Source organism: Catenibacterium sp. co_0103 (assembly GCF_004168205.1).
GTDB classification, from domain to species: domain Bacteria; phylum Bacillota_I; class Bacilli_A; order Erysipelotrichales; family Coprobacillaceae; genus Catenibacterium; species Catenibacterium mitsuoka_A.
In genome coordinates this window covers 1-15915 of the sequence record NZ_RCYB01000050.1, presented here as the reverse complement: position 1 = coordinate 15915, position 15915 = coordinate 1, and the positions used below count along the sequence as shown (strand labels likewise).

The following is a 15915-nucleotide window of genomic DNA, read 5'->3' as shown; positions in this document are numbered from 1 at the left end:
ATTATGCTGCAAAACAAAAGCACCGTTGTGGTGCTAATGTTTGATTATTTTTGAGACATTATCAATTTCGGTTGACACAAAAAAATACATAAAATTAAACTACAAATAAATAAAGTCCCATTTAAGGGACTTTATTAGTTCTTAATTTTCTTTTAAATGGGCAATATCGATATATGAAGGAATACCATTCTTATAAGTAATAGCAATTTTCCCCTGAATTAATGGATATAAGTAATCATAAAGTTCTTGAGTGATATCATTACCTTCTTTAGTAATCCATTCTGCTGGAACTTTCTGTTCTAGGTTCGCAATATCTTGTACATTACTATAGATACATTCTGCAGTATATGGATCATTGCTAGTTCTCTTAACCCCCATCATAACATTTGTATGATCAGCAAGTGCTGTTTCTACAGCCTTTTTACCAATAAAGAAAGACTCATCAATATCTACTTTAGAGGCAATATGCATTGCACATCTTTGTAGTACATTTAATTCGATACTTCTTACTTTGCATCCAAAATGTTCTTTACAGATATTTTCTAATACCTTACCAGTACCAAAATGGATTGGATGACCAAATGCATCATACTGCTGTGAATCACCACTGTCTAAGAAGTTTCCGTTTTCATCATGAATACCTTCACTTACTGCAATCATGATAGAAGACTTTTCTTTGAACTTTTCTTCAATATCCTTTAAGAAACGTTCTTTATCAAATACGACTTCCGGTAAATAAATGAGATCAGGGGCATCATTACATTCAGTTCTTGCAAGTGCACTCGCAGCAGTTAACCAACCTGCATTACGTCCCATGATTTCTACAATAGTAATCGCATCTAGCTTATAGATAGAAGAATCATAAGCAATTTCTAACATAGAACTTGCAACATACTTTGCAGCTGAACCAAAGCCTGGAGTGTGATCTGTACCCATCAAATCATTATCGATAGTCTTTGGAATCCCAATGAAGTGAATAGGGGAATTGATTGTTTCACCATAAGCTGCAAGTTTAGCCACAGTGTCCATAGAATCATTTCCACCAATATAGAAGAAATCAGTGATTTCTAAATCATTAAATTTTTTAAATAACAAGTCGTAAGTGTCTTTATCATCACTTACTGTAGGCAGCTTATAACGACAGCTTCCTAAATACATTGCTGGGGAATGCTTTAATGCATCAATTTTTTCCTCAGAATTAAATGTTGTACCTAGATCCATGAAGTGATCTTCTAATAGTCCCTGGATACCATTAACCATACCATAAATATGAGTAAATCCTTCTTCCTGGCATTGAGTAATAACACCTGCAAGAGAGGCGTTGATGGCAACCGTAGGCCCACCAGACTGACCAATAAAACAATTTTTCGTATTCATTTTATGCTCCTTTTGTATATTTCATCCCCATTTTAACATCAAATGCATTTGATAGAAAGATTTAATAGTTATTAATAGTAAAAATACAGGATGATAATTAATTATGCTAAAAAGGTTAGCCTATTTATTGTGGGATTCTATGAAAGCAATGATTACAGCAGTGAGTACAATCATTGAGATAGAAAACCGATGAAGTATAAAGAAATGTTTGTATAAGCGACTCCACCAAACAGATACCACTTCCAATCCTAGGTGTAAACGATTCTCCAATACACCTATGGTGCTGAAGCAATTAATATGGCTGTGAAGTTAGCCAAGAAATATTCTAGTGATAAGAAGCGATATAAAGAATATGTCAATTTTAGGAAATGAAAATGTACCTCTATCATTATCAGAATTCCAAATATTTGATAGAATGCTAGAAAGAAACATTACTTCTGATGAACTACAAGAATACATAGACTATGTATTAGTGATATTCAATCAATGGAACGGGAAAGGGAAATTGTTTATTTCTGAAAAAAGGGCTTCTGTTGTTATGCTGAGAGACAATGAATGGATATGTAAAACAGGTATGAGGTATACTGACTGCGGTGAAAATTATATGGCTATATTGGAGGTGCTTAAACGATGGGAAAAATAGATAATGTTGATTTTGAAGAAGATAGATATTGTCCTGTGTTTAATCGAATCATTGATTGCGAGTGGTGTTATGAATCTCTTATGGGAATATCTAAATTAGCAAAGAAAAGCGCCATTAAGGAATTGGACGAAATAGCTGAGGATAAAATGGAAGATGCGTTTCTAAAATGCAAAAAGTGCAAATATAGTGAATTAACAGATTGATTTCAATTATTGTTTTTGAAAAAAGGGGAATCATATGACAAGAGATGATTGTCATGTGATTGTTTATCGGATTCTATCCTACCTGTATATGCATTTAAAGCATTGATGTATCGCTCATTAGATCTGACGGGTATAGAACATGGCAATGAACACATTAAAGTATTCAACTATTTTTTGGGCTAAATTAGATATACATCTTATGAAGTATAGAAATATATATGTGTTAGAAACAAAATACACGATAATAATTAATTATAGTATTTTATTGCATATCAGCGTATAATGGTAGATAAGGAGGATTGAAAGATTATGTCTAAGAAGTATTTATCTATGGATGGTAATACTGCTGCCGCTCATGTTGCATATGCATTTTCTGAAGTAGCAAGTATCTATCCAATTACCCCTTCTTCACCAATGGCCGAACATGCTGAAGAATGGGCTTCACAGGGAAGAAAAAATATTTTTGGCTCTGCTGTAAACGTAGTTGAAATGCAGTCAGAAGCAGGTGCTGCTGGTGCTGTACACGGTGCTTTACAGGGTGGTGCTTTAGCTACTACATTTACTGCATCTCAGGGTCTATTATTAATGATTCCTAACCTTTATAAGATTCAGGGTGAAATGCTTCCAGGTGTTTTCCATGTAGCTGCAAGAGCTCTTGCAACTAGTTCATTAAATATCTTTGGGGATCATCAGGATGTTTATGCCTGCCGTCAAACAGGTATCCCTATGCTTTGTTCACATTCTGTACAGGAAGTTATGGATTTAGCGGGTGTTGCACACTTAACTGCAATTAAAGCAGGTGTACCATTTATCCATTTCTTTGATGGTTTCAGAACATCTCATGAAATTCAGAAAGTTGAAGTTCTTGATTATGAAACTTTAGCTTCATTAGTAGATCATGATGCAATTAAGAAATTTAAAGCAAACGCACTTAATCCACATACTAATCCAGTAGAACGTGGTGGTGCAGATAATGATGATATCTATTTCCAGAGCAGAGAAGCTCAGAATAAGCATTATGATGCAGTTGTAGAAATTGCTGCAGATTACATGAAGAAGATTTCTGAAATTACTGGTAGAGAATATGCTCCATTTACATACTATGGTGATCCAGAAGCAGATAGAGTTATTATCGCAATGGGTTCAGTAACTGAAACTATTAAAGATACTATTGATGAAATGGCTAAAGAAGGAGAAAAAGTTGGTGTTATTAAAGTACATCTTTATAGACCTTTCTCTCCAAAATACTTAAAGGCTGTTTTACCAGCAACTGCTAAGAAGATTGCTGTACTTGATCGTACTAAGGAAATGGGTGCTACTGGTGAACCATTATACCTTGATGTATGTTCAGTCATTAGAGATGCTGATACATTAGTTATTGGTGGTCGTTATGGTATGGGTTCTAAGGATACTACACCTCAGCATATCAAGGCTGTTTATGATCACTTAAATTCAGATAATCCATTTACAGGATTCACAATTGGTATTAAGGATGACGTAACTCATTTATCATTACCTGATGTTCATGGATTCCATATCAATTCCGGTGTTACTCAGTGCTTATTCTACGGTTTAGGTTCTGATGGTACTGTATCTGCAAATAAGTCTTCTATTAAGATTATTGGTGATAATACTGATTTATACTGCCAGGCTTATTTCGCATATGACTCTAAGAAGGCTGGTGGAGCTACTCGTTCTAACTTAAGATTTGGTAATAAGCCAATTAGAGCAACTTACTATGTAAATAGAGCAGACTTCATCTCTTGTTCATTAGACAACTACTGCTTAAAGTATGATATGTTGAAGAACTTAAAAGATGGTGGACGTTTCTTATTAAATACTGAATTTACTAAAGAAGAAATCGCTGATTATCTTCCAAATAGAGTAAAGAAACAGTTAGCAGATAAACATGCTAAGTTCTATATTATTAATGCCAACAAGATTGCTGGTGAAATCGGTATGGGTAGACGTACAAATACTATCCTACAGTCAGCATTCTTCGCATTAAATGAACAGATTCTTCCAATCGAAGAAGCTGTTACTAAGATGAAAGAAATGGCTAAGAAGTCTTACAGCAACAAGGGTGAAAATATCGTCCAGGCTAACTATAAGGCTATCGATGCTGGTAAAGATGCAATTGAAGAAGTAACTGTAGATCCAGAATGGTCTAACTTAACTGTATTACCATTAAGAAAACCAACTGGTGATGATTACTTTGATAACTTCGTAGCTCCTATCAATGCACTTGAAGGTTATGACCTTCCAACTTCAGCATTCTTAGATAAGCTTGATGGTACTATGCAGAATGGTGTAGCAATTAAAGAAAAACGTGCCATTGCTATTCAGGTTCCTAAGTGGGAAAAAGACAACTGTATCCAGTGTAATCAGTGTGCTATGGTATGTCCTCATGCAACTATCCGTCCATTCTTAATGACTGAAGAAGAAATCAAGAATGCACCAGAAGATATTACAAATGATGTATTAAAACCAATTGGTAAGGGTGTTGAAGGATTATCATTCCGTATCCAGGTTTCTCCTGATAACTGCGTAGGTTGTGGATTATGTGCAACTGTATGTCCAGGTAAACGTGGTGAAAAGGCACTTACAATGGTTCCAGTTAAGGAAGAATTAGAACATTCTGCTTTATCTGAATATGTATACAACAATGTAGAATATAGAGATGACAAGTATCCTACAACTACAGTGAAGGGTGTTGGATTCATGAAGCCTTACTTTGAAGCTTCTGGTGCCTGTGCTGGTTGTGGTGAAACTCCATATTATCGTTTAGCTTCTCAGTTATTCGGTTCTGATATGAGAATTGCGAACGCTACTGGATGTTCATCAATCTATACTGGTTCAACTCCATCTACTCCATGTACTACTGATAAGAATGGTCATGGTATGGCTTGGGCTAACTCATTATTCGAAGATAATGCTGAATTTGGTTTCGGTATGAAGCTTGCAGAAAACTACATGTCTAAACATATCTTAGAAATCATTGAAGCAAATAAGAATGATGTAGAACCAGAATTAAAAGAAATTCTTGAAAAATATGAAGCTGTTAAGGGTCAGAGAGTAGAAGAAAAGGCTCTTTATAACGAATTAGTAGAAAAAGTTGAAGCTTCAGCTAATGAACGTATCAAGGAATTACTTGATATGAAGGGTGAATTAGTGACTAAGTCTCAGTGGATCATCGGTGGTGACGGATGGGCTTATGATATCGGCTACGGAGGATTAGACCACGTTCTTGCTAATGATCAGAATGTCAATGTATTAGTTCTTGATACAGAAGTATATTCTAACACTGGTGGACAGTCTTCTAAATCATCACAGGCTGCTTCTATTGCAAAGTTCACTGCAAGTGGTAAGAAGGTTGCTAAGAAAGACTTAGCTCAGATTGCTATGGCTTATGGTCATGTATATGTTGCACAGATTGCTTTAGGTGCTAACCCAATGCAGGCTATTAAGGCTATGAAGGAAGCTGAATCTTATGATGGACCATCATTAATTATTGCTTATGCACCATGTAATGAACATCATATCAAGGGTGGATTAATTAACTCTTCAAGACAGGAAAAATGGGCTGTTGAATGTGGTTACTTCAACTTATTAAGATACGACCCACGTTTAACTGAAGAAGGTAAGAACCCACTTACAATTGATTCTAAGGCTCCTGATTATTCTAAGTTCAAAGACTTCTTAATGAGTGAAAACAGATTCTCTCAGTTAGTTAAGATCAATCCTGAAAATGCAGAAGCATTATTCGATAAGTGTCTAGTAGATGCCAAACGTCGTCGTGCAAGAGCAGAAGCACTTGCTAAAGATTTTGATGCTGCTGAATAATTTATACGAAAGAGATAGTAGAAATGCTATCTCTTTTCTTTACGTTTATAACATACTGAAAAGATAGGTATATTGCTTGCTATTTGTATGTATTATTTCTATACTAGAAGTGGGTGATGGATATGAAGAGTGTACTAATAAAAGATACAACAAGAGAAGAAAGAAAAAGAATTATACAAGAAGCATTGGATTGTAATGATTCTGCAGGATGTGAGAACTGCAGTGGATGCGGCTTGTTTGGGGCTGGAGATCCTTTCGAAATGTATGAAGATTATATAGAAGGTAAAAGAGAAATCAAAGAAATTAATATGGAATTTGTTTCACGCTACTTTGTGAGAGGTTAATCACATCGTAATTTAAAGAGATGTCATATCATTGTGTGTACTAAAAAAAACAGGGATTTTTTTAAATCCCTGTTTTTCTATTTCATGATTTCGTTGTAGATATCATCAAGATTTACAACACTTGAACGATCAGTAAATTCAATCTTGATTGGATCATTTTCTTCATATCTTGGAATAATATGAATATGGAAATGATGCACTGTCTGACCAGCGACTTCTTTCGCATTAGTAAGAATATTACATCCCTTTGCATGCATATTCTCTACAATCTTATTTGCAAGCTTCTGAGCCACTTTCATACAATGTGCCATCACTTCTGGGTCTGCTTCTAAAAAGCTATCATAATGTTCCTTAGGAATAACGAGCGTATGTCCATTAGTAGTCTGTGATAAATCTAAGAACGCAATACAAGTATCATCTTCATATACAACTTTGCCAGGAATTTCCTTTGCAGCAATCTTACAAAAAATACAATTATCCATCATATAAAACCTCCTGTCTTTATTCTAACACAAAAGAGACGTTCTCACGTCTCTTAGTCCACATATTTACTAGAAATTTTCTTGATCTGTTTCTTAACCTTTTCATCTTCAACAGTGAACTTATATTTCTTTAAATAATAAGATTCAATATCTGTTTTTACATCAGTTAGGTTCTGTAAGTTTTCAGTAATATCTGATTTTTGAGCACTCTTATCAGTGTTGTATACATATACAACTGCATATTTACCAGTACTTAATTTAACTGCTTCCTTATATACACCATCAGTCTTTAAAGAAGTAAACTTACTTAAAGCCTTAATGATTTTCTTATCAACAGTAGTTGTAGAACTCTTACTGCATACAAAACCTAAATCAGTAGAACTAGAACTATTTGCATTCATTAAAGCAGTCATTGCATCTGCACTAGTCACTGTCTTTAATGCCTTTAATGCATCAGATTCTTTACTATATTCAACAATCTTTAAATAAGAAACATTATATTTCTTACATACATCATTGAACTCTGTATCTAGATATTTTTCTTCTAATAGTTCAGATTTTGCTTCTGGTATAACGACTTCCTTCTCAAAAGCCTTTGCATCACTATAACCCTGATTCTTTGCATAAGTTTCAAAAGAACCAGAATATTCAGCATAACGATTTTTTTGTTCTTTTACTTTTGCATCAATTGCATCCTGGTCAGTAATCTCTTTTGCAGTGATCTTATTGTAAGCTTCATTTAATACTTCATTGGCACCATAGTTGTCTAATAAGTATTCATATAAACCTTTCTTGGTCACACTTACATCACCACTGATTACTTCTGTTGAACCATCCTTTACAGAACTTGTATAACCATCTTTATCAGCAGTCACAATATAAGCTGTAATCACTCCTACAACAAGGACAATCGCAATGACAAGTAATGCAATCATTTTCTTAGTAAGTTTAAAAGGTTTCTTTTCAACTTCTACTTTATGTATCTGTTTGTATTCTGCCATTCTCATTACTTCCTTTCTGCAGCTCTAGACTTTAAGCCTTCTTTAATAGCTTCATTGACTGCTTTTTTAATCTTTGCATCTTTATATTCAATATCATAAGTCTTGAATGCACGATAAATGATGTAATCATCATAAGTAAGTAATGGAGACTGGATAGTCACATTCTTTAATTTCTTCTTAATCTTTTCTTTACTAGTAGAAGTACACTTTAAGATATAATAACCATCAGTACCTGTTAATACATCAGAAGTCTGTCCTTCAGTTAAAGAGAAAGCTGCTTCATTAATTGTACTACCATAAGTATTTGTTAAGTTACTTGTAGTATCTACAACACCTAAAGACCCTTTTGCACTCTTAGTAGTAGAATCATCTGAATAATCCTTGGCAACATCACCAAAGCTCTTACCATCCTTTAATAACTCCTGCACTTCTTTTAATTTTTCTTTTTCAGAATCAGTAGGACTAGAAGGATCAGAAACAGAAATCTTAATCATAGAGATCATACGAGGTGTGGCAACCTTATAATAATCTTCAAATACAGTATCATAATGTGTCTTTACATAGTGTTTGACTAATTCTGCATACTGTAAAGAATAAATAAGCTTCTTCTTATATTCACTTTCACTTGTATAACCAGCACTCTTTAAATCGCTCTTAAACTGTTTTTCATAAGAATTTTCACCATATTTGCTCTTATAAGAATTCTTAACACTATCAAGCATATCACTTGCATTATCTTTCATATCACTTGTAATAGGATATTGTTTATTGATCAACTGATCAAGAACATACTGGAATGCTGCTGACTTACCTGAACTAGTAGAAATTAATGTATCATAAACATCATCTGCATAAACATGACCTTCACTAGTTGAAGCCACTACGCTCTTTCCATCTACAGTTTTACCACCACAGCCACTTAGTAATAAAACACTCGCTAAACATAGCGCCGCTATTTTTTTGGCTTTCATACGTACCCTCCTTGCGTAACATATATATTATACATGGTAGGTGATTTTTTTCAAATAATTACCCATGTTTCACATAAAAAGACATAATTCTTTATCATATTATTTGAGGTTGAACGTTTAATCTTTTATAATGATTCTCGAGGTGAAAAAAAGATGTCAGTTTTGAGTATAAAGGATCTTCATGTTGCGATTGGCGACAAGGAGATTTTGAAGGGAATTAATCTAACAACTAATACAGGAGAAACACATGCATTGATGGGTCCTAATGGGAATGGTAAGTCAACATTATTAGGTACAATCATGGGTCATCCTAAATATAAAGTAACTCAGGGTACAATCACATTAGATGGTGAAGATGTTCTTTCTATGAGTGTAGATGAAAGAAGCCGTAAAGGATTATTTTTAGGAATGCAGTATCCACAGGAAATTCCAGGTGTCACAAACTCTGATTTCCTCCGTTCTGCAATGAATGCGAGAAGAGAAAAACCATTAAGTCTTTATCAGTTCATTAAGGCTATGGACCATGCCACAGAAGACTTAGAAATGGATGGTAATTTAGCTCATCGTTATTTAAATGAAGGGTTCTCAGGTGGAGAAAAGAAACGTAATGAAATTCTTCAGATGAAATTACTAGAACCTAAATTCGCATTATTAGATGAAATTGATTCAGGTCTAGATGTTGATGCGTTACGTATCGTCGCTGATAATATCAATGAGATGAGAGAAAAGAATGAAGACTTTGGTCTAGTAATGGTTTCTCACTATGAAAGATTATATGAATTAGTAAAGCCAACACATGTACATGTATTAGTAGATGGAAATATTGTGGTAGAAGGTGGCTTTGAACTAATTGAAAAGATCAACAATGAAGGATATGAATGGGTAAAGAAAGAATTAGGCATTGAACTCCAAAAAGAAGATGAAGACGTTGTTTCTATTGGGGTATGTGGCCATAAGGTGACAAGCAATGTATAGTTTTGAACACTATATTCATTTTGTGGATGGGAAGGTAACAGAAGATAATCTTCCTAAAGAAGTTGTTGTGAATGATACAACAATCACATTCAAGTATGGAGAACCCATTCAGCTTCATGTAGTGGTAGATGTAAAGAATGAAATGTCACTACATTATGTATTTGAAGACAATGTCCATGCAGAAGTGATTGAAACAAGACATGTTGAAGAAAATGGTGTATTAAATCGTACATTTACTAACGGTGCTTATTCACATGTTAATTTCTTTAATGAAAATGAAGGAACAGTAAAGAATACTTATCTAGATGAAGGACATTCTTCTCATGATAGTATGCTTCAGCTTGGCTATTCTGAATTATCTGATGCTTCTATTGAAGCCTCTTATACATTTGAATTAGATGGTGAAGGGGCAGATGTCAGATTAAGAATGGCAGCTTTATCAAAGGATAAAGAAAAGAAACATTATAAGGTGCATATAAAACATAATGCACCACATACTACTGGTATCATGGATAACTATGGTGTTGCGAAAGATGAAGCACATCTTGTGATTGATGGTATTGGTACAATTACAAATGGACAGAATGGTTCAGCATCACATCAGACAAATAAGATCATTGTCTTTGATCCAAAATGTTATGCAAGTGCAAATCCATTCTTATATATTGATGAATACGATGTCCAGGCTTCTCATGCAGCTGGTGTAGGGAAGATGGATGAAGAACATCTTTATTATTTACAGTCTCGTGGTTTGACTAAACGTCAGGCTATGCAGTTGATTACTTATGGTTATTTAATGCCAGTAGTCGAAGTTGTAGATAATAAGATGATTAAGGAACGTTTTGAATTGGCGTTATCAAAGGTAGGTGCTTAGTTATGGTGAATTGTAAGGATACAAGAAAAGACTTTCCAATGTTGGATGGAAAGACATTAATGCATGGCAAGCCACTGATTTATTTTGATAATGGTGCGACTACATTAAAGCCTCAATGTGTGATTGATGCAGTATGTGAATATTTATCTAGCTACTCAGGAAATGCTCATCGTGGAGATTATGATTTATCTCATCAGGTGGATATCGCTTATGAAGAAGCGAGAGAAGTAGTTCAGCATTTTATTCATGCTAAAAGAAAAGAGGAAGTTGTATTTACAAGTGGGTCAACAGATTCACTTAACTTAATTGCGAATGGTTATGCCAAAACACATTTAAAAGCAGGTGATGAAATCCTTTTGAATGTGGCAGAACATGCCTCTAATACATTGCCTTGGTTTGATGTAGCTGAGGAAACAGGTGCTGTTGTGAAATATATTGAACTAGATGAAGAAGGTCGTATGACATTAGAAAATGTCAAGAAGGCTGTAACAGAGAATACAAAGATTATTTCACTTGCGATTGTGACAAATGTATTAGGTTATGAAGTACCTATCAAGGAAGTCACAGAATATGCGCATTCTAAAGGTATTATTGTAGTGGCAGATGGGGCACAGAGTGTACCGCATATTGTCACAGATGTTGTACGTGATGATGTGGACTTCTTAGCTTTCTCAGGTCATAAGATGTGTGGCCCTACAGGTGTTGGTGTTCTTTATGGCAAATATGAGTTATTAGAAGAAACAAAGCCTACACGTTTTGGTGGAGGATCTAATTCACGCTATAACAGCTGTGGACTTGTCACACTAAAGGAATCGCCTTATAAATTTGAAGCAGGTACACCTCATATTGAAGGTGTGATTGGCTTAGGTGCAGCTGTTAAATACTTACAGAGCATCGGTATGGAAAATATCCGTCAAAGAGAATTAGAATTACGTCATTATGCGATTGAGAAGATGTCTCAGTTGGATAATGTCACTGTATATAATCCAAACTCAGAAGGGGCTATTGCTTTTAATATTAAAGATGTATTTGCACAGGATGCAGCCAGCTTATTTAATACTTATGGTATTGCAGTAAGAGCTGGTGAACATTGTGCAAAGATTCTAGACGAGTTCTTAAAAGTAAGAACAACTTGTCGTGTCTCTTTCTATTTCTATAACACTGAAGAAGAAATTGATCAGTTTATTGAAGCATGTAAGAAAGGAGATGATTTCCTTGATGCATTCTTTGGATGATCCAATGATCATGAGAGAAATTATTATGGACCATTATCAGAATCCTAGAAACCATGGACTTGTAGATGATGATTCATATCAGAAAGTCAATATGGATTCAAGTACATGTATTGATGATATTGATGTCCAGGCTAAGTTTAATGGTGATGTAGTGGAAGATGTACGTTTTGATGGTGAAGCATGTGCTATTTGTACGGCATCTACTTCTATCATGACTGAACTAGTTAAAGGAAAGACAAAAGAAGAAGCAATGCATATTGTAGATAACTATATGCATATGATTTATGAAAAAGAATATGATCCAGAACTTCTTGAAGAAGCGATTGCGTTTAAGAATACGCATAAGCAGGCCAATCGTATTAAGTGTGCGACTCTAGGCTGGACTGGATTCTTAAAATTATTAGAAGGAAGCGAGGAATAGAGATGGCTATTGAGAATCTTAATATTCCACAAGCTGAAGTGATAGAAGATCATCCTGATGAGGATGTATCTGTCTTCAAGACACCTAAAGGGTTAAATGAAGATATCGTTAGAGAAATATCAGCCATTAAAGAAGAACCCGAATGGATGACTGAATACCGTATCAAGTCATTAAAACAGTTCTTAAAGATGCCAATGCCTAAGTGGGGTGTTGATTTATCTAAGATGGATTTTGATGATTATACATACTATAATCGTCCATCAGATACTAAAACAGATAAATGGGAAGAAGTACCAGAAACAATTAAGAATACATTTGATCGTTTAGGTATTCCTGAAGCAGAACAGAAGTTCTTAGCAGGGGCAAGTGCTCAATATGAATCTGAAGTTGTTTATCATAATATGCTTGAAGAAGTCAAAGAGAAGGGTGTTATCTTCTTAGATATTGATTCTGGATTAAAACAATATCCAGAAATCTTCAAGAAGTATTTTGATACTGTTATTCCATATTACGATAACAAGTTCTCTGCATTAAATGGGGCTGTCTGGTCAGGAGGATCATTTATTTATGTACCACCTCATACTAAATTAGATAAGCCATTACAATCATATTTTAGAATCAACTCTGAACGTATGGCACAGTTTGAAAGAACCTTAATTATTGTAGATGAAGGATCAGATATCCATTATGTAGAAGGATGTACAGCACCTTCATATTCTAAAGATTCACTTCATGCTGGTGTTGTAGAAATTATTGTCGGCAAGAATGCACATTGTCGTTATACAACAATCCAGAACTGGTCTAAGAATATCTATAACTTAGTTACACAGCGTGCAAAAGTTATGGAAGGTGGATCAATGGAATGGGTAGATGGTAACATCGGTTCACTTGTTACTATGAAATATCCTTGCTGTGTTCTTGCAGGAGAAAGAGCCAAGGGTACAGTTATTACTATTGCGGTAGGAGATAAAGGTCAGATCATTGATTCTGGGGCTAAGATGATTCATGCAGCACCTCATACATCAAGTCAGATCATTTCTAAATCTATTGCGAGAAATGGTGGTAAGACAAACTATAGAGGACTTGTCCGTCATAACAAGAATGCGTATGACTGTAAGAGCAAGGTAGAATGTGATACATTAATTCTAGATAAGATTTCTACAAGTGATACAGTACCTACAAATATCATGGCCAATAATGATTCTATTATTGAACATGAAGCCACTGTATCTAAAGTATCAGAAGATCAGCTCTTCTACTTAATGAGCAGAGGTCTCACTAAAGCGCAGGCAACAGAGATGATTGTTATGGGCTTCATTGAACCATTCAGCAGAGAATTACCTATGGAATATGCTGTTGAATTAAATCAGCTTATTAAGCTTGATATGTCAGAAGATGCTATTGGATAGAGAACAGATGATTAAGAAACGTCTCGCTTTAGAAGAAGAGACGTTTCTTTCTTATTCAAAAAGAATTGCGTCTTATTTAGAAGAAATGCCTGCATTTAAGAATGCGAAAAGAATAGGGTTTTATATGTCTTATCGTCATGAAGTGGATACACTTCATTTAATTGAGAAATATATATTAGAAAAGGAAATCTATGTACCAAAATGTGTAGGGGATGAATTAGATTTCCAAAGAATATATACTATGGATGATTTAAAAGAGGGTGCTTTTCATATATTGGAACCTTCTACTAATGAGCATATGGATGTTAAAGATTTAGATGTGATTGTAGTGCCATTACTTATGTTTGATGCAAATCATAATCGTATTGGCTATGGCCGAGGTTTTTATGATCGTTGTTTAAAAAAGACAAATGCCCTGGCGGTTGGTTTAGCATTTGATTTCCAGGAAGTAGAAAATACTCATCCTCACTCTCTTGATGTCCCGCTTAGTTACATAATTACACAAAAAGGTGTCTTCTAAGGCACTTTTTTTATAGTAACAAAGGGATAAATTTGATATAATAGATATGATTATGAGGTGTTTTATATGGAAAAAAATGTTGTAAAGAATATTCTCGCAGACATTGATCTGCGTCAAAATCTAATAAAATTAAAAGGATCAATGTCAGCTGCTGATACATTAGATGGCCCTATTGTAGAAAAATTATGTGATTGTTTATCTTATGAAGATCCTAAAGTAAGAAAAAATGCGGCATTACTACTAGGATATACTAAAAATTCTATGATGGCTTCTGTTCTTTTAGATGCTTATAAGAATGAAGAAAAGGATTTTGTAAAAGATGCTTATTTAAAAGGTATGAGTCATTATGATTGTAAGCCTTATATTAAGGAATTACAGGAAATACAGAATGAACTCATGAATTCAGAAGTAGTAGACAGCAAGCATATCAAAGCACAATTAAAGGTATTAAATCCGATGATTCGTTCTTATTCTTATCATAAGAAGAAATCAATCCGTTTATTGCATAAAGAAGTCGATGTTATTCTTACAACACTTCCTTATTATCAATATACACTTTTTGAACAGGTGAAGCATTTACGTTATAAACCAGTCGGACAGGGCGTTTTAGTGCGTACAAAGGCTATTTATGACCTTCTAGGCTTACGTAATTATAGAGAAATGATTTTCCCATTATCAGGCTGTTCAGGACTTGCTCAGGATGGACATTTAATTGGTAAACGTATTGCGCAAAGTAATTTGGTAGACGTACTACATCGTTTATATGATGCAGAAGGATGTTTCTATTATCGTTTGGTTGATCAAATGAGAGAAAAGAAATCAGCTGTTATCAATGATGTAGTTCAAGAACTCATTGAAGAAATGCCTTCACATCTTCAGAATGTAACATCTGATTATGATATTGAAATACTTATTAGAGAATTAAAGCCAGGAACAGTGAATGTTTACTTAAAGTTGAGTTCATTAGACAATCCTCGCTTTAATTATAGACGTGAAATTATTTCTAATTCAATGCAGCCTTATGTAGCAGCAACACTTATGGAAGTAGCTAAACCATATATGGGCATGCATTCTCGTGTATTAGATCCATTCTGTGGTAGTGGTGTTACACTTATTGAAAGATGTATGGCTAAACCAGTTAAGTTTGCAATGGGATTAGATATTTATGGAGAAGGCTTAGAAGCAGCTAAGAAGAATGCGATTGCAGCTAATCAGGCTATTCACTTTGTAAATAAGGATGCCAATCGTTTTGTAAATAATGAAATGTTTGATGAAATCTTTACTGATATGCCTACCTATGCACAGATGAAAGATACACGTGCTTTAAAGAATCTTTACGATAACTTCTTTAAACGTATCCACAGACACGTTTTACCAGAAGGGTATGTATTTATCTATACAACTGAAATATCTCTTGTAGAGAAGAATTTAAGACTAAATTCAGATTATCTCACACTCGTAGAACATTATGATGTACCTAGAGGTAAGACAATGGCTTATTTCTTCATCATTCAGGTAAATAAATAGAGGTCCAATCAGGCAATGGTATTAAGTTAAGCGAACAAATGCCAAAAACCTCTTTGATTTCAAAATCAGAGAGGTCTTTTTATTTTTTTC

15 protein-coding genes are annotated in these 15915 nt (G+C 34.4%); 11 read left to right on the top strand and 4 right to left on the bottom strand.

The features are described 5' to 3' along the window. Nucleotides 1-141 precede the first annotated feature (141 nt). Nucleotides 142-1377, bottom strand: coding sequence for a 6-phosphofructokinase (locus EAI80_RS08745; protein ID WP_129981726.1), 1236 nt, complete (start codon nt 1375-1377; stop codon nt 142-144). Between the two features lie 352 nt (nt 1378-1729). On the opposite strand from EAI80_RS08745, the gene EAI80_RS08740 reads away from it, so the two are divergent. From EAI80_RS08740 to EAI80_RS08725, 4 genes are all read left to right on the top strand, one after another. After that, the gene (locus EAI80_RS08740) at nt 1730-2020 is read left to right on the top strand and encodes a hypothetical protein (RefSeq protein WP_129981725.1); all 291 of its coding nucleotides are present in this window, start codon (nt 1730-1732) and stop codon (nt 2018-2020) included. Continuing rightward, a complete protein-coding gene (locus EAI80_RS08735) occupies nt 2008-2223 on the top strand; it encodes a hypothetical protein (protein WP_129981724.1) in 216 nt (71 codons plus the stop codon). The genes EAI80_RS08740 and EAI80_RS08735 overlap by 13 nt, the downstream gene beginning before the upstream one ends. A 309-nt stretch (nt 2224-2532) precedes the next feature. Then, nucleotides 2533-6066 carry a pyruvate:ferredoxin (flavodoxin) oxidoreductase gene (nifJ, locus tag EAI80_RS08730; protein WP_129981723.1) on the top strand — a complete coding sequence of 1178 codons (3534 nt, stop codon included), beginning with the start codon at nt 2533-2535 and terminating at the stop codon, nt 6064-6066. Nucleotides 6067-6188: 122 nt separating this feature from the next. Next, nucleotides 6189-6410, top strand: a complete 222-nt coding sequence (locus EAI80_RS08725; RefSeq protein ID WP_117458370.1) for a hypothetical protein — start codon at nt 6189-6191, stop codon at nt 6408-6410. A gap of 77 nt (nt 6411-6487) precedes the next feature. Here the strand turns inward: EAI80_RS08725 and EAI80_RS08720 are convergent, their stop codons facing one another. The 3 genes from EAI80_RS08720 to EAI80_RS08710 are packed head-to-tail and all read right to left on the bottom strand — an operon-like array spanning nt 6488 to nt 8864. Then, nucleotides 6488-6892 (bottom strand): HIT family protein, encoded by a 405-nt coding sequence (locus EAI80_RS08720; RefSeq protein ID WP_129981728.1) that lies wholly within the window; start codon nt 6890-6892, stop codon nt 6488-6490. Between the two features lie 53 nt (nt 6893-6945). Continuing rightward, complete coding sequence (locus EAI80_RS08715; protein WP_238634540.1) at nt 6946-7893, bottom strand: hypothetical protein; 948 nt, start codon at nt 7891-7893, stop codon at nt 6946-6948. Between the two features lie 5 nt (nt 7894-7898). Next, nucleotides 7899-8864: a peptidylprolyl isomerase gene (locus EAI80_RS08710; RefSeq protein ID WP_129981721.1), complete on the bottom strand. Its 966-nt coding sequence runs from the start codon at nt 8862-8864 to the stop codon at nt 7899-7901. 153 nt (nt 8865-9017) lie between these two features. Here EAI80_RS08710 and sufC point away from each other — a divergent pair, with 153 nt between their 5' ends. The 7 genes from sufC (at nt 9018) to EAI80_RS08675 (ending at nt 15825) form a co-directional block, all read left to right on the top strand. After that, nucleotides 9018-9839 (top strand): Fe-S cluster assembly ATPase SufC, encoded by an 822-nt coding sequence (sufC, locus tag EAI80_RS08705; RefSeq protein ID WP_129981720.1) that lies wholly within the window; start codon nt 9018-9020, stop codon nt 9837-9839. Continuing rightward, complete coding sequence (locus EAI80_RS08700; RefSeq protein WP_129981719.1) at nt 9832-10713, top strand: SufD family Fe-S cluster assembly protein; 882 nt, start codon at nt 9832-9834, stop codon at nt 10711-10713. Before sufC ends, EAI80_RS08700 begins: the two co-directional genes overlap by 8 nt. A 2-nt stretch (nt 10714-10715) precedes the next feature. Next, entirely contained in the window at nt 10716-11948 is a 1233-nt protein-coding gene (locus EAI80_RS08695; RefSeq protein WP_129981718.1) for a SufS family cysteine desulfurase, read from the top strand. Further along, nucleotides 11932-12369, top strand: a complete 438-nt coding sequence (gene sufU, locus EAI80_RS08690; protein WP_129981727.1) for a Fe-S cluster assembly sulfur transfer protein SufU — start codon at nt 11932-11934, stop codon at nt 12367-12369. The genes EAI80_RS08695 and sufU overlap by 17 nt, the downstream gene beginning before the upstream one ends. A 2-nt stretch (nt 12370-12371) precedes the next feature. Continuing rightward, on the top strand, nt 12372-13778 hold the full coding sequence (gene sufB, locus EAI80_RS08685) for a Fe-S cluster assembly protein SufB (protein ID WP_006506421.1): 1407 nt from the start codon (nt 12372-12374) through the stop codon (nt 13776-13778). Continuing rightward, on the top strand, nt 13771-14298 hold the full coding sequence (locus tag EAI80_RS08680; protein ID WP_161220313.1) for a 5-formyltetrahydrofolate cyclo-ligase: 528 nt from the start codon (nt 13771-13773) through the stop codon (nt 14296-14298). The genes sufB and EAI80_RS08680 overlap by 8 nt, the downstream gene beginning before the upstream one ends. A gap of 66 nt (nt 14299-14364) precedes the next feature. After that, on the top strand, nt 14365-15825 hold the full coding sequence (locus EAI80_RS08675; RefSeq protein ID WP_129981716.1) for a hypothetical protein: 1461 nt from the start codon (nt 14365-14367) through the stop codon (nt 15823-15825). The last annotated feature ends 90 nt before the right edge of the window (nt 15826-15915 follow it).

Excerpts from the sequence above, each read along its gene's own strand:
- EAI80_RS08745 (WP_129981726.1), bottom strand. The coding sequence starts at position 1,377 with ATGAATACGAAAAATTGTTTTATTGGTCAGTCTGGTGGGCCTACGGTT.
- EAI80_RS08740 (WP_129981725.1), top strand. The coding sequence starts at position 1,730 with ATGTCAATTTTAGGAAATGAAAATGTACCTCTATCATTATCAGAATTC.
- EAI80_RS08735 (WP_129981724.1), top strand. The coding sequence starts at position 2,008 with ATGGGAAAAATAGATAATGTTGATTTTGAAGAAGATAGATATTGTCCT.
- nifJ (WP_129981723.1), top strand. The coding sequence starts at position 2,533 with ATGTCTAAGAAGTATTTATCTATGGATGGTAATACTGCTGCCGCTCAT.
- EAI80_RS08725 (WP_117458370.1), top strand. The coding sequence starts at position 6,189 with ATGAAGAGTGTACTAATAAAAGATACAACAAGAGAAGAAAGAAAAAGA.
- EAI80_RS08720 (WP_129981728.1), bottom strand. The coding sequence starts at position 6,892 with ATGGATAATTGTATTTTTTGTAAGATTGCTGCAAAGGAAATTCCTGGC.
- EAI80_RS08715 (WP_238634540.1), bottom strand. The coding sequence starts at position 7,893 with ATGGCAGAATACAAACAGATACATAAAGTAGAAGTTGAAAAGAAACCT.
- EAI80_RS08710 (WP_129981721.1), bottom strand. The coding sequence starts at position 8,864 with ATGAAAGCCAAAAAAATAGCGGCGCTATGTTTAGCGAGTGTTTTATTA.
- sufC (WP_129981720.1), top strand. The coding sequence starts at position 9,018 with ATGTCAGTTTTGAGTATAAAGGATCTTCATGTTGCGATTGGCGACAAG.
- EAI80_RS08700 (WP_129981719.1), top strand. The coding sequence starts at position 9,832 with ATGTATAGTTTTGAACACTATATTCATTTTGTGGATGGGAAGGTAACA.
- EAI80_RS08695 (WP_129981718.1), top strand. The coding sequence starts at position 10,716 with ATGGTGAATTGTAAGGATACAAGAAAAGACTTTCCAATGTTGGATGGA.
- sufU (WP_129981727.1), top strand. The coding sequence starts at position 11,932 with ATGCATTCTTTGGATGATCCAATGATCATGAGAGAAATTATTATGGAC.
- sufB (WP_006506421.1), top strand. The coding sequence starts at position 12,372 with ATGGCTATTGAGAATCTTAATATTCCACAAGCTGAAGTGATAGAAGAT.
- EAI80_RS08675 (WP_129981716.1), top strand. The coding sequence starts at position 14,365 with ATGGAAAAAAATGTTGTAAAGAATATTCTCGCAGACATTGATCTGCGT.